Source organism: Streptomyces sp. NPDC005794, assembly GCF_042871445.1.
Taxonomy (GTDB): Bacteria; Actinomycetota; Actinomycetes; order Streptomycetales; family Streptomycetaceae; genus Streptomyces.
In genome coordinates, this window is the sequence record NZ_JBIAIN010000021.1 from 26,128 (window position 1) to 42,541 (window position 16,414).

Consider the following 16,414-nt stretch of genomic DNA (forward strand, 5'->3'; position numbering starts at 1 on the left):
CCGGCGGGGGTCCGTGCGGGCTAGGCCCAACCCGTTTTTCTCTCCGTCCAAAAAATCCGGATAAACCCGCCACTCTTTGTGTGGGCCCCCGTGGCGGGAACGGCAGGCCGTCCCCTGCCTGCCGTTCCCGCCACGGGGCCCATTTCCGCCGGCGCCACAGCCTCTCCGCTCGAAGTGCTGTTCCGCCAGTGGTCTTTGCGGGTCTTTCCTACGCGCCCGGGTGGGCGAGCTCGATGTCGTGACCGTCGACCCCGCTGCCGCTCACGGTCAGTGAGCAGGCCACCGGCGGGTAGCCGGTCGCGATCACGGAGTACTCACCGGCGTCCAGGTCGGCGAAGGCGTACACGCCGTCCTCCCCGGTCGTCGAGGTGGCCACCACGTTGCCGGCCGCGTCGATCAGGGTGACCCGGGCGTCGTTCAGCGGTGCCCGGCCGGAGCCGGCCTTGACGACGCCCCGCACCAGCGCACCGGACCGCAGGGCCACGTCGACCCGGGTGACACCGTGGCCGCCGACCTCCACCGGCAGGGCCAGCGGACGGAAGCCCGCAGCCGTGACGGCGACGGTCACCGAGCCCGGGACCAGCTCACCGAAGGTGAACTCACCCGCGTCGCCCGAGACACCCGTGGCCAGCACATCGCCGCGCACATCGGTCACGACGACCATGGCGCCCTGGACCGGGGTGCTGCCCTCGGCGGCCCGTACGGTCCCGGAGAGACCGCTCGTACCGGCGAGCAGGATGTCGTAGGCCAGCGGCTCGTCGCCGACGACCACGGTGGACGCCTGCGGCTGGAAGCCGTCGGCGGAGGCGATCAGGACGTAACTGCCGGAGGCCGGCGCGTCCAGTACGTAACCGCCGTCGGCCTGGGCGACGGAGCGCCCCAGCTGCCGGCCGCCCAGCGAGATCAGCGTGACGGCGGCGCGGGCGACGGGTGCGCCTTCGGCGCCCCGCACCACACCGCGTACGGGCGTGCCCTGAACGGTCGGCTGCTGCGTGGCGACCGGTCCCTCCGGGACCGCGGCCGAGGTGAGCCCGGCCGTTCCCTCGGCGACCTGTGCGGTGCCGGTGGTGGCCTCGACGGGCTCCGTCGCGGCGGCCGCCTCGGCGGGGGCGACGTCGTCGTTGCCCGCCCGGCTCTTCAGCGCGACCTCCTTGATGAAGAGGGTCAGCACGAACGCGACGAGCGCGGCGGGAGCGGCGAACAGGAAGACGTCGGCGACACCGTGGCCGTAGGCGACCTCCATGACCGTACGGAGCGGGGCGGGCAGCGCGTCCAGGTCGGGGATGCCCCCGCCGCCGGTACCGCCGTGGCCCAGCGCCACACCCTCGGGGCCGAGGTCGGCGAGGCCGTCCTTGACGTAGGTGGTGACACGGTTGCCCAGGACGGCGCCCAGAGCCGAGACGCCGATCGCACCACCGAGGGAACGGAAGAACGTCACGACGGAGCTGGCCGCGCCGAGGTCGGCGGGAGCCACCTGGTTCTGCGTGGCGAGCACCAGGTTCTGCATCATCATGCCGATGCCGAGACCCATGACGAGCATGAAGACGGCGATCTTCCAGTACTCGGTGTCGTACCGGATGGTGCCCAGCAGACCGAGGCCCGCGGTGAGCAGGAAGCCACCGCTGACCAGCCAGGCCTTCCAGCGGCCCGTCTTGGTGATGATCTGCCCCGACACGGTCGAGGACAGGAACAGACCGGCGATCATCGGGATCGTCATGACGCCGGACATCGTCGGCGACTTGTCCCGCGCCAGCTGGAAGTACTGGCTGAAGAAGACGGTGCCCGCGAACATTCCGATACCGACGAACAGCGAGGCCGCGGAGGCCAGCGTGATGGTGCGGTTGCGGAAGAGGCGCAGCGGGATGATCGGCTCGCGGGCCTTGGTCTCGATGAACAGGAACAGTGCGATGAGGACGGCGGTGCCGCCGAGCATCGTCCAGGTCTGCCAGGAGATCCAGTCGTACTTGTCACCCGCGAAGGTCACCCAGAGCAGCAGCAGTGAGACCGCGGCGCTGATGAAGAACGCGCCGGCCCAGTCGACCTTGACGCCTTCGCGCTTGGTCACGGGGAGCTTCAGGGTCTTCTGGAGCACGACCAGGGCGATGATCGCGAACGGCACACCCACGTAGAAGCACCAGCGCCAGCCCAGCCAGCTGGTGTCGGTGATGACACCGCCGAGGAGCGGGCCGCCCACGGTGGCGACGGCGAAGACGGCGCCGAGGTAGCCGCTGTAGCGCCCGCGCTCGCGCGGGGAGATCATCGCGGCCATCACGATCTGTGCGAGGGCGGAGAGACCGCCGACGCCGACGCCCTGCACCACGCGGCAGGCGATCAGCATGCCGCTGCTCGTCGACAGGCCGGCGACTATGGAGCCGGCCACGTAGATGACCAGGGCGATCTGGACCAGCAGCTTCTTGCTGAACAGGTCCGCGAGCTTGCCCCACAGCGGGGTGGTGGCGGTCATGGCCAGCAGCGTGGCCGTCACGACCCAGGTGTAGGCGCTCTGGCCGCCACCGAGGTCGGAGATGATCTCAGGCAGGGCGTTGGAAACGACCGTCGACGACAGAATCGCGACGAACATGCCGAGCAGCAGCCCGGTCAGCGCTTCCATGATCTGCCGGTGTGTCATCGGCGTGCCTGCGGGGGCCTCTGCGGCCCCGTGCTTGGCGTGGCCGCCCCGCACACCGGGTGGTGTGGTCGTAGCCATTGAATTCCTTCTCTTTGCTTCTGTTACACAGGTGTACGGGTGTGTGAATCGTCGGAGTGCCCGGAACGGCAGTCGCCGCTGTGCCTTCCGGGGGTACACCCTCCGGAGCCGCGGCAGGAGAAGCTGTCGCGCAGCCGGGACAACAACGTGTTGAGCTGTCCGACTTCTTCGTCGGACCAGTCGATGAGGTTGTGGGCGAACATCTCAGTCGTCCGCCGACTCAGCTCGTCGAGCAGTTCGTCGCCCGCGGGGGTCAGCCGCAGGATGCGGGACCGCTTGTCCGCCGGATCCGGGAACCGTTCGATCCAGCCGCTCTCCACCGCGTGAGTGACATGGCGGCTGGTCACCGACATGTCCACGGCCAGGAGTTCGGCAAGCCGGGAGATCCGCATCTCGCCGTACTTGGCCAGCAGGGTCAGCACGGTGGCCGAGCCACCGGGACACTCGGCGGGCAGGATGCGGGCGAGGCCCCGTTTGACGGCTCCGACGGCGCTGAGCTGCCGGGCCAGTTCTTGGTACTGGCTCCGTGCTGCCACTGACCCTCCAGGCGTCTCGCGAGGTCATCTTGTTGCTTAGGGCAACGATAGAAGCGGTTGGTTGCTGCAGGCAAACGAAATGGGGCTTGCAGAAGTAAAGGAACCCAAAAGGCTGTGCAGTGGCCCGGTCAAGCGTGCAGCGCACGGGGGGTGGCCCGCTCCGACTGTGGCACTCGTCACAGGGGCGGCCCTGGGAGGGGGCGCGTGCAGGCGGTGCGGAGCGCTCCGGCGGACGGGTGAAGGGACGGTGTGCGCGGAGGAAGGGCATCGGCCCCCGGGGACCCGGGGGTTGGGCGGACGTGCCGAGTTCGCTAGTGTCCTGGGCCATGGCACACAACCCCCACGCCCCTCAGCCGGGCCCCGAGGGCACTCCCGACCCGGCGGGCAGCACGCAGATGTTCCGCGCGTTCGTCGACGACGGCGAGCCGCAGCGCAGGCAGCAGCCCGCGGCGACTTCGTCGTCCGGCCCGAAGCCCGGGGTGATCGTGGCCGTCGTCGCGGTCATCATCGTCCTGGGCGCGGTCGCCTGGCTCGCGCTCAAGTGACCGCTCCCGCCCTGTGACGGCCGGTCCGCCGCCCCTTTCCCGGGGCGGGGGGCCTGTCAGGCGTCCACCTGAGCGTGTACGCCGGCTTCCGTGAAGCGCTCCCGTACCGCCCGTCGGTGCGGGAGCGTCTGCGTCTCACGCGCGGCGTGGGACGCGCCCGGACACGGCCGGGCCGCCGGGGCGGCGCTCTGGCGCCCCGGCGGCCCGTGAGCCGTGCCGTACGGACCCGTCAGGGGTCAGTCGGCGATGAGGCCCTCCCTGAGCTGGGTGAGGGTCCGGGTCAGCAGCCTGGAGACGTGCATCTGGGAGATGCCGACCTCCTCGCCGATCTGCGACTGCGTCATGTTGGCGAAGAAGCGCAGCATGATGATCTGCCGCTCGCGCGGGGCGAGCTTGGCCAGCAGCGGCTTCAGGGACTCGCGGTACTCGACGCCTTCCAGCGCCGCGTCCTCGTAGCCCAGACGGTCCGCCAGCGAGCCCTCGCCGCCGTCGTCCTCGGGTGACGGTGAGTCCAGGGAGGAGGCCGTGTAGGCGTTGCCCACGGCCAGGCCGTCGACCACGTCCTCCTCGGAGACCCCGAGCGCCTTGGCCAGCTCCGGCACCGTCGGGGAACGGTCCAGCTTCTGCGCGAGCTCGTCGCTGGTCTTGGTGAGGGCGAGCCGCAGCTCCTGGAGCCGGCGCGGCACCCGCACCGACCACGAGGTGTCGCGGAAGAAGCGCTTGATCTCCCCCACGACGGTCGGCATGGCGAACGTGGGGAACTCCACGCCCCGTTCGCAGTCGAAGCGGTCGATCGCCTTGATCAGGCCGATCGTCCCGACTTGGACGATGTCCTCCATGGGTTCGTTACGGCTCCGGAACCGCGCCGCCGCATACCGCACGAGCGGGAGGTTGAGCTCGATGAGTGTGTCCCGCACATAGGCCCGTTCCGGGCTGTCCGTTCCGTCGGGTCCCGAAGCGGGGCCCAGCGCGGCGAGCCGCAGGAACAGGGAGCGGGACAGGGTGCGGGTGTCGATGGCTTCCGGCGAGCTGGTGAGCACGGTAGGCGCAGGCGCGCTCTTCGTGAGCGTGAGCACCTTCGAGCTGCCCTGTTCTGCGGACATGCCACCCCCTTGAGGTCGCGGACGGTCGCGGCGGCCACGACCATCGGAGGAACGCAGCCTCCACCTGAATACCGGAGGTGGGGCTGCGGCAAACGCGGTTCCAGCAGAATGTCACATGTCGGCAACACGCTGTAGTGACTTGTCGACAAGTCAGCGCCGAAACTGCGCAGGAAACAGGGGGTGTGCGGCTTTTACGCCGCCCGGTCCGGCCCTCTCGTGGTCTACCCGTCCTGATTATGCTTCGATCCTGTTTGCGGATCGCAATCGGGCGAAACTTCTGGCCAGAAGCCTTGACACATGCATCTGGGAGACACCCAGTTCGGCGCTGATCTGTGACTGCGTCAGGTTGTTGTAGTAGCGCAGCAGCAGGATCCGCTGCTCGCGTTCGGGCAGTTGTACGAGCAGGTGTCGTACCAGGTCGCGGTGTTCGACGCCGGCCAGCGCCGGGTCCTCGTAGCCGAGCCGGTCCAGCAGGCCGGGCAGCCCGTCACCTTCCTGGGCCGCCTCCAGTGAGGTCGCGTGGTACGAGCGGCCCGCCTCGATGCAGGCCAGGACCTCGTCCTCGGAGATCTTCAGGCGTTCGGCGATCTCGCCGGTGGTCGGTGAGCGGCCGTGAGCGGTCGTCAGGTCCTCCGTGGCGCCGGTGACCTGGACCCAGAGCTCGTGCAGCCGCCGCGGCACGTGCACGGTCCGTACGTTGTCCCGGAAGTAGCGCTTGATCTCGCCGACCACGGTGGGCATGGCGAACGTGGGGAACTGGACCCCGCGTTCCGGGTCGAAGCGGTCGATGGCGTTGATCAGGCCGATGGTGCCGACCTGGACGACGTCCTCCATCGGCTCGTTGCGACTGCGGAAGCGCGCCGCCGCGTACCGTACGAGGGGCAGGTTCGCCTCGATCAGCGCGGTGCGCACCCTGTGGTGCTCCGGGGTGCCGGGTTCGAGGTCCTTGAGCCGCCCGAACAGCACCTGGGTCAGTGCTCTGGTGTCCGCTCCCCGGGTCCTGGCGGGCGTGGCGGGGTCGGGGGTCTCGGTCTGGATGTCGTCCGTCTGGACGTTCTGGGGCGGGACTTGAGGCGCTGTACTGGCCGGCACGGTGTCGCCACCCCTTTGCGGTCAACTACGGTCAACTCATCCGTCAAAAGCGGTCATAGCATCACAAGACATGTCCACTGTGTGCAAGCACCGCATGGAGTCGTGTTGGGGGTGTGTTGGTTTAAACATGCAGAAAAGCCCCTCTCCGGTAGGGGAGGGGCCTGCGGGGCCGGACGGCCGAAAAGGGTCAGAAAGGGTAGTCGGCGATCACCCAAGTGGCGAACGCGCGCCACTGGCCGGCCGCTGCCTGGTGGTCGGGGTGCTCGACGTACCGCTTGAGCGCGTCCTCGTCGGCGACCGCCGAATTGATGGCGAAGTCGTACGCGATCGGCCGGTCGGTGATGTTCCAGGCGCACTCCCAGAACTCCAGCTCGGGAATCTTCCCGCCCAGCTCCCGGAAGGCCTCCGCACCCGCGACGACCCGGGGATCGTCCCGATCGACGCCGTCGTTCAGCTTGAACAGGACCAGGTGGCGGATCATGGGAGGTCTCCTACTCCACGAGCTCGGACATGAAGTCTCCTACGCCCTGAGCGGCGCTCGAAACACCTTCGAACCCTACTTGGACGAGGTCGGCGGCCCGTTCGGGTGAGGTGATGATCGTGTACAGCACGAAGACCACAATGATGTAGAGCGCGATCTTCCTCGCTTGCACCACAGCCCGCCCCTCCCCTTCGATCACCTGCGCAGTCGGGTGATTCTAGCCGCACGCATGGTCGTTTCCGTTGGCCGTTTCCGATCACTGACGAGGCTTTTAGGGTCGAAGGACCCGTCGATTCGGGCCCTTTGTCGGCGTGTGCGGCTTACGGCAGGGAGGAGCATGGGGAGTGAGCCCGCAGCACAGGCAGGAATGCGCGGGCCGAGGAACGGGACCTCCACGAGGTCCCCACCGCGTGACTTCCCCCCGACCGCGGCGAGGGCCTACGGTGCCCGTTCTCACCGGGGGGAGCGGCTTGTCCCCCGATGCCGCTCCCCCCGACCTGACGTCCGAAGGGCCCGGCGCGTCGCGCCGGGCCCTTCGTGTCATCCGTCGGTACGGGTCAGGGTCAGTCCCTCTTCGGGCCGGCCGTGCCGGGGGCCGTGTCCTGGACGCCGGAGTCCGCGCCGTTCCGTGGGGCCGGGACGGTGACGGCGGTGACCGTCGCGGCGTCCTCAGCGGCGAGGCGTTCCATGCCGCTCGTCGTCTTGAGGGGCTTCTCCTTGATGAAGAGCACCGCGAGAAGGCCGAGGAAGGCGAACGGGGTGGCGATGAGGAACAGGTCGCCGGTCGCGACGCCGTACGCATGCTCGACGATGTTCTTCATCGGCTCGGGCAGCTTGCTCATGTCGGGCACGGCGCTGCCGTGACCGCCGCCGGCCACCGGGATCCCGTTCTCCGCGAGGCCCTTGGCCATCTCACTGGCCACCCGGTTGGCGAGGATCGCGCCGAGCACGCTGGTGCCGATGGTGCCACCGAGGCTGCGGAAGAAGGACAGCACGGAGGTCGCGGCGCCCAGTTCGTGCGCGGGCACGTCGTTCTGCGCGGCGAGCACGAGGTTCTGCATCAGCATGCCGACGCCGATACCCATGAGCGCCATGTAGAGGCTGAGCAGGCCGAAGTGCGTGTCGGCGTCGATGGTCGCGAGCAGTCCGAGGCCGGCCGTCATGACGACGGCGCCCGAGACGAGGTAGATCTTCCACTTGCCGGTCGCGGAGATGATCTGCCCGGCGACGGTCGAGGACACCAGCAGACCACCGATCAGCGGGAGGCTCATGAGCCCGGCCACGGTCGGGGACTTGCCCAGCGAGATCTGGAAGTACTGGGACAGGAACACGGTCCCGGCGAACATCGCGATACCGACGAAGAAGCTCGCCAGGGTGGTGAGCGACACCGTGCGGTTGCGGAAGATGTCCAGCGGGATGATCGGCTCCGCGGCCCTGGACTCGACGAAGACCGCCGCCACCAGGAGCACCACACCGGTGGCCACCAGTGCGGCCGTCTGCCAGGACGCCCAGTCGAAGCTGTTGCCCGCGAGGGAGCTCCAGATCAGCAGTGCGCAGACGCCGCCCACGATGAGGAAGGCACCCAGCCAGTCGATCCTGACCTGACGGCGGACGGTCGGCAGCTTCAGGGTGCGCTGCAGCAGCACGATCCCGGCCAGTGCGAACGGCACACCGATGAAGAAGCACCAGCGCCAGCCGAGCCACGAGGTGTCCACGAGGACACCACCGATCAGCGGACCGGCGACGGTGCCCACGGCGAAGACCGCGCCGAAGATGCCCGCGTACTTGCCGAGCCGGCGCGGCGGAATGATGGCGGCCATCACGATCTGGGCCAGCGCCGTCAGACCACCGGCGCCGATGCCCTGGATGACACGGCTGACGATCAGGGTCACGACGTCCTGGGAGAAGCCGGCCACGAGGGAACCGACCACGAACAGGCCGAGCGAGAGCTGGAGCAGCAGCTTCTGGTTGAACAGGTCGGCGAGCTTGCCCCACAGCGGCACGGTCGCCGTCATGGCGAGCAGCTCGGAGGTCACGACCCAGGTGTACGAGGACTGGCTCGCGCCGAGGTCGGCGATGATCCTCGGCAGGGCGTTGGCGACGACCGTACCCGCGAGGATGGCGACGAACATGCCCGCCATCAGGCCTGACATCGCCTGGAGTATCTGTTTGTTGGACATGGAGGTGGGCGCCTGTTCGGGCGCCTCGGTTGCGGTCACGGAGTCCTTCTTAGCGGTCGCACGGATAGGTGGGGTGGAGGAAGGTGCGGGGCGAGGGGCAAGTCCGGCACGGCGGAGGAGGGAGGCGACGCGGAGCGTCGTCGAGTGACGACGACGCCGCCGGACGCCGCCCACCTGTCCGCGCGACCTCTCAGGTGCTGGAGCAGAACAGGGGGCGGGTGCGGGGGACGGTCACCGGCGGTGGGCCGGATCACTCCGTCGGCCGCTGGAGTCCGTGTGCCAGGTGCACGAACGCCTCCTGGAAGGCGTCCGTGAGCACGTTCTCCTCGGGGTCGGCGCAGCAGTGCTCGAAGGCGATCCGCATGGCGGTATGGCTGACGGCGGCGAGCAGCCGGGGGTAGATGCCGTATTCTCCCGGCCTTTCCGTCCCGGGCCGGGTGGCGTCGAGCCACTCGGCGAGGGTGACGGCCAGGGCCCGCTCGTCCGCGACATGGGCGTTGAGGCCGCGCTGGATGAGGTGTGGTGACCGCTGGAGCACCTTGGACTGCAGGGCCCACAACTCCTGGCGGTCCTCGAATCCGTCCAGCTCGGCGACGAAGGCCTCGCGGACGGCGTCGAGCGGCGTCAGGCCGGCCGGGGCGGCGCGCACGGATTCTCTGATCCGCTCACCGATCTCGTCGTTGATCATCACGAACGCGTCGTCGTGACTGGAGAAGTAGTTGAAGAACGTCCGGGGTGAGACCCCCGCTGCCTCGCTGATGGCCTCGACCGTGACGTTCTCCACGCCGTGCTCGGCGGCGAGCCGCACGGCCGCCTCCGAGATGGCGTTGCGGGTCGCCTGCTTCTTGCGTTCCCGCAGCCCGGGCGCGGATGTCGTTGTCTTCGGCACATCGTGCATAGTAGGCAAAGATGCACAAGCTGCAAAATTATTTCGGGGTGGTTCGGGGCCCGCGAAGCGATGTGAGACGCAGAGAAGGGGCAGACCCTTTCGGGTCTGCCCCTTCATCCATCTGCGGTAGCGGAGGGATTTGAACCCTCGGTGAGTCTCCCCACACTCGCTTTCGAGGCGAGCTCCTTCGGCCGCTCGGACACGCTACCGAGAGAGAGCTTAGACCATGCCGGGCCCTGGTTCGAAATCCGATTCCCGGGGATGGGCCGATGCCCCTGGGGGCCGGGCTCAGCGCTCCCGGAAGAACGCCGTCAGCAGGCCCGCGCAGCGGGACTCAAGGACGCCGTGGATCACCTCGGGGCGGTGGTTGAGCCTGCGGTCGCGTACGACGTCCCAGAGCGAACCGGCGGCGCCGGCCTTCTCGTCGCGGGCCCCGTAGACCACCCGTCCGATCCGGGACTGGACGAGTGCGCCGGCGCACATCGTGCAGGGCTCCAGGGTGACGACCAGCGTGCAGCCGGTCAGCCGCCAGGAGCCGAGAGCGGCGGCGGCGCGGCGCAGGGCGAGCACCTCGGCGTGGGCCGTCGGGTCGCCGCTCACCTCGCGTTCGTTGTGGCCGGCGGCGAGCAGGGCGCCGTCCGGGCCCAGGACGACGGCGCCGACCGGCACATCGCCGGCCGACGCCGCCTGCGCGGCCTCGTCCAGGGCTCGGCGCATGGATGCCTGCCACGGGTCCCTCACGGGATCGGGGGAAGGCGGTGAGGAGGGTGCGGGCGGTGGTGCGTTCACCCGCGGACCCTAACGGACGGCCTCCAGGACCTCGGCCGCTCCCAGCGCGTCCGCGATCTCCGCCAGGGCGTCCGTGCGGAGGGTCAGCAGATCCTTCTCGGACACACCGAGGTCGGCGAGGACCCCGAGATCACCGAGCGGCCCCGCCGGTACGGCGTCGGGGTCGTCATCCAGGTCGGGTTCGGCGGCGCCGACGCCGTCGGCGTCGGACCGGGTTTCCTCGAGCTCGCCGTCCTCCGTACCGTCGAGGTCCACGAGCTCCTCGAGTGCGGCGATCTCGTCCTCGGCCCCCGGTTCGCGGCCGAGCAGTTCGTCGGTGAGCAGGATCTCCCCGTACGAGGAGCGGGCGGCGGCGGACGCGTCCGAGATGTAGATACGGGGGTCCTCCTCACCGTCCACCCGGAGGACGCCGAACCAGGCGTCCTCCTGCTCGATGTAGACGAGGACCGTGTCCTCGTCCACCGAGGCCTCACGGGCCAGATCCGTCAGGTCGGACAGGGTTTCCACATCGTCGAGCTCTGTATCGCTCGCTTCCCACCCGTCTTCGGTGCGCGCGAGCAGTGCGGCGAAGTACACCGTGACTCTCCCACTTGTCATAGGTGAATCGGTCCGACGGGAGGGCAGACGGTCATCCGGCTGCTCTGGGCCCCGCCCAATCGGCATCGTGGCAGAAACGAGCGCGATGCGAGACCTCTTCGACCGTTGCGTCGGCCATCAGTTGTCCGAGTGGGTGTCCGCCGACGGTGTTCCCGTGATCTCTCCTGGTGCGGCCCGGCCGCCCCGGGGACCGTCCTCACCAGCGGAACGTACGCATCCGCATCTGTTGGCGCATACGGGCCGCGCGGGCCCGGCGCGGCTGGACCCGGTCGCGCAGTTGCTTCGCCTCGTGCAGCTCACGGAGGAACTGCGCCCTGCGCCGCCGGCGTACCGCGTCACTCTCCTGCGCGTCCGGCACGTTCTCCTGAGCGTCGGGCAGGTCGCGCGCGTCGCGTCCGGCCTGCCGCTGCATCCGCTGTTCCCCGTCGGGCAATCGACACACCACCCCAAGCCTGGGTCCGTATGTCCCCACCTTCCCCCCGAACAGGTGCCTGATGCCAGTGCGGACCGGCGGGAAGCCCGTCCGGGCCCCGGCTACTGTTGACGGCATGCGGATCCACGTCGTCGACCACCCGCTGGTGGCGCACAAACTCACCACGCTGCGCGACAAGCGCACCGACTCCCCGACCTTCCGGCGGCTCGCCGACGAGCTGGTCACCCTTCTCGCGTACGAGGCCACCAGGGATGTGCGGACCGAGCAGGTCGACATCGAGACCCCGGTGACGCCCACGACCGGTGTGAAGCTGTCGCACCCGCGCCCCCTGGTCGTCCCGATCCTGCGTGCCGGTCTCGGCATGCTGGACGGCATGGTGCGGCTGCTCCCGACGGCCGAGGTCGGCTTCCTGGGCATGATCCGCAACGAGGAGACGCTCCAGGCGGAGACGTACGCCACGCGGATGCCCGAGGACCTCTCCGGCCGTCAGGTCTATGTCCTGGACCCGATGCTGGCCACGGGCGGCACGCTCGTCGCGGCCATCCGGGAGCTGATCAAGCGCGGCGCGGACGATGTCACCGCGGTCGTGCTGCTCGCGGCGCCCGAGGGCGTCGAGGTGATGGAACGCGAGCTGGCCGGCACGCCGGTCACGGTGGTCACGGCCTCCGTGGACGAGCGGCTCAACGAGAACGGCTACATCGTGCCGGGGCTCGGCGACGCCGGGGACCGGATGTACGGCACCGCCGGCTGATCCGGCCCGGCCTCGGCGCCTCAGCAGGAGGGCGACGGTGCCGGGGACGGCTCGGTCAGGGCTGTGAGCGCCGATGCCGCCGCCGCGGGGGTGCTGAAAGCCTTGAACTTCGTACCGATGATCAGATCGACGTCCGCCGTCCTGCGGGCGTCGGTCTTCTGTGCGGCCCCCGGCAGCTGCGTGGCGAGCACCGGGAAGGAGCCGGCCATGGCCTTCGGCCCGCCGAGCAGCATTCCGGCGCCGGGCACCTTCTTGTCGTACGCGGCCGGAGCGTTGTCCACCTTGCCGATGGCGAAGCCGCGCTTCTTGAGCTCGTCCGCGGCGGCCTTGGCCAGTCCGCTGCGGGGCGTCGCGTTGTAGATGTTGACCTTGATGGTGGCCGGCTTCGGGAGTGCCTTCGCGGACGCCGAAGCGCTCGGGGAGGGGCAGGCCTTCGGGTGGTCGGCCGCGTTGGCCTGCCCGTCGCCGCCGGTGAAGACGTCGACGATCTGGAGCGTGCCCCATCCGGCCAGGCCGAGCGCGACCACGGCGGCGACCGCCGAAAGGGCCAGCTTGCGGCGATGACGGGGGCGGCGCATGCGCGGGTACGTGTTCCCCGTGATGCGGTACTTTCCGCCCATGCCGGGAGGGGTCAGCATGCTCATGGGCGCAGCGTAGTGCGACCTGGTGATGATGCCTACTAAACGATCAGCCTATGGCACCCGTACGCGCATAAAAGCACCCGAAAGGCCCGAAATGCTCCACGCGTGGGAGTGGCGGGTTCAGCCCAGTTCGAGTACGCGGGCGTGCAGCACCTGGCGCTGCTGCAGGGCGGCGCGCACGGCGCGGTGCAGTCCGTCCTCGAGGTAGAGGTCGCCCTGCCACTTCACGACGTGGGCGAACAGGTCGCCGTAGAACGTGGAGTCCTCGGCGAGCAGGGTCTCCAGGTCCAGCTGGCCCTTGGTGGTCACCAGTTGGTCGAGGCGGACCGGGCGCGGCGCGACATCCGCCCACTGACGGGTGGTTTCCCGGCCGTGGTCGGGATATGGCCGCCCATTTCCGATGCGCTTGAAGATCACACGGAAAGCCTACCGGGCAAGGGCCTCCGGGCGCAGCCGGGGAGCAGGACTGCGATGCCGCACAGAACCGCACGGAACGGGACAAAGCATCGTGCGGTCTGTCATGGGTGCGGGGCATGTCGGTGAGGGCGTCCAGGCGGCTCAACGGCTGCGCGGCGACAGCGCGGTGGCGGTCCGATGGCGCTCCGGGCGCGTCACTCCGCGGGCGGGGGCGCATCGCCCGCGGAGTGCGTACGCCCCGCCCGCTACTCGACGACGCCCTGTGCGTGGCCCTTGCGCAGGCCGCCGCTGGTGCGGGGCTCGTCGTCGGCGGACGCGGCCGGGACCGGGCGGGTCAGGGAGCTCAGATCGTGGGCGTAGGTCCCCACCGCGTGGGCGATCACATCGATGTTGGTGTCGAAGTGCCCCGTGTCGATGTTGTCCAGGTCGTCGCAGGCCGCGTGGTAGCAGGGGTCGTACGCGATGCCGGCCGTCCCCCCGTAGGTCTCGGCCTGCGCGGCCGTCTTGACGCCCTCGGCGCCCGTGTCCGTACCGCCGGACGGGATGCCGACCTCGATGAACGGCCCGTAGTCGGAACGCCCGGAGAAGTCCGTACCGGTGTGCGGCTTGCCCTGGCTGTCCAGGAACGCGTTGATGTCATGCTCCAGTTGGGCTGATCCCTCGGGGCCCGGGCCCGCGCCCGCGCCGTCGGAGTCGTCACCGTCGAAGACGAACTGCACCCCGTTCGGGGAGGCGATCATGTCGAAGTTGAGGTAGAGCGCGATCTTCGCGCGCTGTGCCTCGGAGAGCTTCGCGACGTATGCCTCCGAGCCCAGCAGGCCGTTCTCCTCCGCCGACCACCAGGCGAACCGCACCTTGTTGGCGGGTGTCCGGTGGGATCCGGCGAGTCGCAGGGCGACTTCGAGGAGTCCGGCCGAGCCGGTCGCGTTGTCGTTGATGCCGGGGCCGTCGCTGACGGAGTCGAGGTGTGCGCCGAGCATGACCGTCCTCGCCGCGTTCCCGCCGCGGGTCTCGGCGACGACGTTGTGGGTGGTGCGCTCCTCCCGGAACTCACGGATCTCGAGGGAGACCCTCACCTCGCCCTTCGCCAGGTCCGCGACGAGCTTCTCGCCCTCGGCCCGGGTGAGTCCGCCGGTGGGGATCTTCCCGGCGGAGGCGTCGCCCAGGGTGCCGGCGAGGGCCCCTTCGGTGTTGTTGTAGATCACCGCGCCGGCCGCGCCCGCCGCCGCGGCCGCCGCCTGCTTCTCCGCGAACGAGCAGCCGCCCCGCTTGATCAGGGCGATCTTTCCGGTGAAGCCGGCCGCTGGGTAGTCGGCGGCCTCGCAGCCGGTGGTGTCGTCGGCGGGGACGGCGGCGAGGGCCGCCTCGATGCCGCCCTCCTCCGTGGAGGCGGTGTACGTCATCGCCCTGATCGAGAGGTCACGGGGCGTGGGGGAGACCACGGAGAGCTTCTCGGCGAGGGTCTCGGTGTAGGTGAAGTCGAACGCCTGGGAGACGACCAGGTATCCGGCCTTCCGGAGCAGCCGGTGGACGTGGGCGGCGGAGGCGTCATGGCCGGCCGAACCGGCCGCGCGGTGGCCCTCCGACGAGTCGGCTATGGCCTGGAACCGCTCCAGATGCCGGTGCGCGCCCCGGGCGGACGCGCTTTCGACCAGGTGTCGTGAGAGCTCGGCGGCGTCCTCGGCCGGGCTGTGCGACGCGTGTCCGTGGTCCGGGGACGCGGCGAGGAGGAGCGGTGTGGCCAGAGCGGTGGCGGCAACCACGGCCATGGTTCTGTGACGAGTCGCGGGCACGGGAGTCCTTCCGGGGGTGAACGGTTGTGGGGGTAGCCGGTGTGGCGGCCGTCGGGCCCGTCGGGGCGCCCGGCCGTACGCGGTCACATGGACCGGCCCGCGGCTTTGGCCGCCGCCTTCGCCTGCTGCTTGTGCGCCCGCACCTCGGCGAGCGAGTCGGGTCCGGTGATGTCGGCCACCGAGCGGTGCGAGCCCTCTTCGCCGTACGCCCCGGCGGCCTCCCGCCAGCCCGTCGGACGTACGTCGAACTGCTTGCCCAGCAGGGCCAGGAAGATCTGCGCCTTCTGGGTGCCGAACCCGGGCAGCGCGTTGAGCCGTTCCAGCAGCTCGGCCCCGGTGGCGGCGTCCGTCCAGACGGCGTCCGCCCGGCCGTCGTACTCGGCGACCAGGTACTGGCAGAGCTGCTGCACCCGCTTGGCCATGGAACCCGGGTACCGGTGCAGGGCGGGCTTCCCGGTGAACAGACCGGTGAAGGCGTCCGGGTCGTACGAGGCGATCCGCCGTGCGTCCAGGTCGTCCGACCCCATGCGCCGGGCCAGTGAGAGCGGGCCGGTGAACGCCCATTCCATCGGTACCTGCTGGTCCAGCAGCATGCCGACGAGGGCGGCCAGCGGGCTGCGGCCCAGCAGCGCGTCAGCGTCGGGCTCCTGGGCGATCCGCACGGTGCGGGCCTTGCCGTTGTCGCTCTTGGTCATGTATTCGATGATCGCGAGAGAGACCGGGATCGGCGACTCGGTGGGTGGCAGCCGTGGTGCCGTGGTGCTGTGAACGGCTTCCTCCGTCGTGCCGAGTGGCCGTAGCGGCGTACGAGCGCTTCGAGGACCTGCGGCGCGTGCCGGTGCCGGCGCGGCAGGTCCTCGAAGCGGTCCGGCTACGGCTCACCCCGTCTTTCAGCCGGTGGCCGCCGTGAGCTCACCGCCGTCGTCCATGATCGGCCGGATGACGACGGGGTAGACGGGCGCGCCCTCGGGCTGCGGACACAGCCCGATGCGGGCCGCGATCTCGGTGACCCTCTCCAGGCTCGCGCAGTCGAGCACCCAGTACCCGGCGAGCTGTTCCCGGGCCTCTCCGTACGGGCCGTCCGTGACGACCGGCCGGCCGTCCGGGCCCGGCAGCACCGAGCGGGTCGTGGCGGGTGCGGCCAGGCCGTTGCCGTCCACCATCTCGCCGGACTCGACCAGGTCGTTGTTGATGCCCTCCATGAAGGCGAACATCGCCTGCGTGTCCTTCGCACTCCAGGCGGGGCTCCCGGCCGACGGCTTGCCGGCCATGGCCTCGTAGTCGGCCTGCGAACCCTGAACCATCACGAGGTACTTCATGGTGCTGCTCCTGTCCTCTCGGTCGCCGCCCCGTGCGGGCAACGCCTTCAGGGGACGTCGAAGCCGGTGACCGCTGCTCGGCACCACGCGGGACGTCCTGCGAAATCACTCCGCCGCGCAGGCCCGGGAGCAGCCCCCGTA

Annotated in this window: 18 protein-coding genes and 1 tRNA gene; 2 read left to right on the top strand and 17 right to left on the bottom strand. The window is 69.8% G+C overall.

The genetic code is table 11. From position 1 onward, the window contains the following. Positions 1 to 208 precede the first annotated feature (208 nt). Both ACFYQ5_RS28720 and ACFYQ5_RS28725 read right to left on the bottom strand, forming a co-directional pair. The gene (locus tag ACFYQ5_RS28720) at positions 209 to 2,707 is read right to left on the bottom strand and encodes an MFS transporter (RefSeq protein WP_389201716.1); all 2,499 of its coding nucleotides are present in this window, start codon (positions 2,705 to 2,707) and stop codon (positions 209 to 211) included. A 23-nt stretch (positions 2,708 to 2,730) separates the two neighbouring features. After that, entirely contained in the window at positions 2,731 to 3,243 is a 513-nt protein-coding gene (locus tag ACFYQ5_RS28725; RefSeq protein ID WP_389201718.1) for a MarR family winged helix-turn-helix transcriptional regulator, read from the bottom strand. Positions 3,244 to 3,569: 326 nt separating this feature from the next. On the opposite strand from ACFYQ5_RS28725, the gene ACFYQ5_RS28730 reads away from it, so the two are divergent. Next, positions 3,570 to 3,788: a hypothetical protein gene (locus ACFYQ5_RS28730; RefSeq protein ID WP_389201719.1), complete on the top strand. Its 219-nt coding sequence runs from the start codon at positions 3,570 to 3,572 to the stop codon at positions 3,786 to 3,788. A gap of 236 nt (positions 3,789 to 4,024) precedes the next feature. On the opposite strand, the gene ACFYQ5_RS28735 is transcribed toward ACFYQ5_RS28730, so the two are convergent. The 10 genes from ACFYQ5_RS28735 to ACFYQ5_RS28780 form a co-directional block, all read right to left on the bottom strand. After that, entirely contained in the window at positions 4,025 to 4,891 is an 867-nt protein-coding gene (locus ACFYQ5_RS28735) for an RNA polymerase sigma factor SigF (RefSeq protein WP_389201721.1), read from the bottom strand. Between the two features lie 234 nt (positions 4,892 to 5,125). Continuing rightward, complete coding sequence (locus ACFYQ5_RS28740; protein ID WP_389201723.1) at positions 5,126 to 5,983, bottom strand: RNA polymerase sigma factor SigF; 858 nt, start codon at positions 5,981 to 5,983, stop codon at positions 5,126 to 5,128. 187 nt (positions 5,984 to 6,170) lie between these two features. Further along, positions 6,171 to 6,464 carry a Dabb family protein gene (locus ACFYQ5_RS28745; protein ID WP_389201724.1) on the bottom strand — a complete coding sequence of 98 codons (294 nt, stop codon included), beginning with the start codon at positions 6,462 to 6,464 and terminating at the stop codon, positions 6,171 to 6,173. A gap of 10 nt (positions 6,465 to 6,474) precedes the next feature. Continuing rightward, positions 6,475 to 6,639, bottom strand: a complete 165-nt coding sequence (locus ACFYQ5_RS28750; protein ID WP_389201726.1) for a hypothetical protein — start codon at positions 6,637 to 6,639, stop codon at positions 6,475 to 6,477. A gap of 388 nt (positions 6,640 to 7,027) precedes the next feature. Next, entirely contained in the window at positions 7,028 to 8,644 is a 1,617-nt protein-coding gene (locus tag ACFYQ5_RS28755; RefSeq protein WP_389201867.1) for an MDR family MFS transporter, read from the bottom strand. Positions 8,645 to 8,894: 250 nt separating this feature from the next. After that, a complete protein-coding gene (locus tag ACFYQ5_RS28760) occupies positions 8,895 to 9,542 on the bottom strand; it encodes a TetR family transcriptional regulator (RefSeq protein WP_389201728.1) in 648 nt (215 codons plus the stop codon). A gap of 115 nt (positions 9,543 to 9,657) precedes the next feature. After that, positions 9,658 to 9,742, bottom strand: a tRNA-Ser gene (locus ACFYQ5_RS28765). Between the two features lie 79 nt (positions 9,743 to 9,821). Next, positions 9,822 to 10,250 (bottom strand): tRNA adenosine(34) deaminase TadA, encoded by a 429-nt coding sequence (gene tadA / locus ACFYQ5_RS28770; protein WP_389201729.1) that lies wholly within the window; start codon positions 10,248 to 10,250, stop codon positions 9,822 to 9,824. An 81-nt stretch (positions 10,251 to 10,331) separates the two neighbouring features. Next, a complete protein-coding gene (locus tag ACFYQ5_RS28775) occupies positions 10,332 to 10,898 on the bottom strand; it encodes a hypothetical protein (protein WP_389201869.1) in 567 nt (188 codons plus the stop codon). Positions 10,899 to 11,115: 217 nt separating this feature from the next. Then, positions 11,116 to 11,352, bottom strand: a complete 237-nt coding sequence (locus tag ACFYQ5_RS28780; RefSeq protein WP_389201731.1) for a hypothetical protein — start codon at positions 11,350 to 11,352, stop codon at positions 11,116 to 11,118. Between the two features lie 115 nt (positions 11,353 to 11,467). Between ACFYQ5_RS28780 and upp the strand changes: the two genes are divergently transcribed. Beyond that, complete coding sequence (gene upp, locus ACFYQ5_RS28785; protein WP_351273336.1) at positions 11,468 to 12,103, top strand: uracil phosphoribosyltransferase; 636 nt, start codon at positions 11,468 to 11,470, stop codon at positions 12,101 to 12,103. A gap of 20 nt (positions 12,104 to 12,123) precedes the next feature. Here the strand turns inward: upp and ACFYQ5_RS28790 are convergent, their stop codons facing one another. The 5 genes from ACFYQ5_RS28790 to ACFYQ5_RS28810 form a co-directional block, all read right to left on the bottom strand. Further along, entirely contained in the window at positions 12,124 to 12,723 is a 600-nt protein-coding gene (locus ACFYQ5_RS28790; protein WP_389201870.1) for a LytR C-terminal domain-containing protein, read from the bottom strand. A gap of 141 nt (positions 12,724 to 12,864) precedes the next feature. Next, positions 12,865 to 13,161 carry a type II toxin-antitoxin system VapB family antitoxin gene (locus tag ACFYQ5_RS28795; protein WP_099173160.1) on the bottom strand — a complete coding sequence of 99 codons (297 nt, stop codon included), beginning with the start codon at positions 13,159 to 13,161 and terminating at the stop codon, positions 12,865 to 12,867. Between the two features lie 245 nt (positions 13,162 to 13,406). After that, positions 13,407 to 14,930 (bottom strand): M20/M25/M40 family metallo-hydrolase, encoded by a 1,524-nt coding sequence (locus tag ACFYQ5_RS28800; protein ID WP_389201732.1) that lies wholly within the window; start codon positions 14,928 to 14,930, stop codon positions 13,407 to 13,409. Between the two features lie 107 nt (positions 14,931 to 15,037). Further along, positions 15,038 to 15,649, bottom strand: a complete 612-nt coding sequence (locus ACFYQ5_RS28805; protein ID WP_389201734.1) for an HhH-GPD-type base excision DNA repair protein — start codon at positions 15,647 to 15,649, stop codon at positions 15,038 to 15,040. Between the two features lie 195 nt (positions 15,650 to 15,844). Beyond that, complete coding sequence (locus ACFYQ5_RS28810; protein ID WP_389201737.1) at positions 15,845 to 16,273, bottom strand: YciI family protein; 429 nt, start codon at positions 16,271 to 16,273, stop codon at positions 15,845 to 15,847. Positions 16,274 to 16,414: the final 141 nt, after the last annotated feature.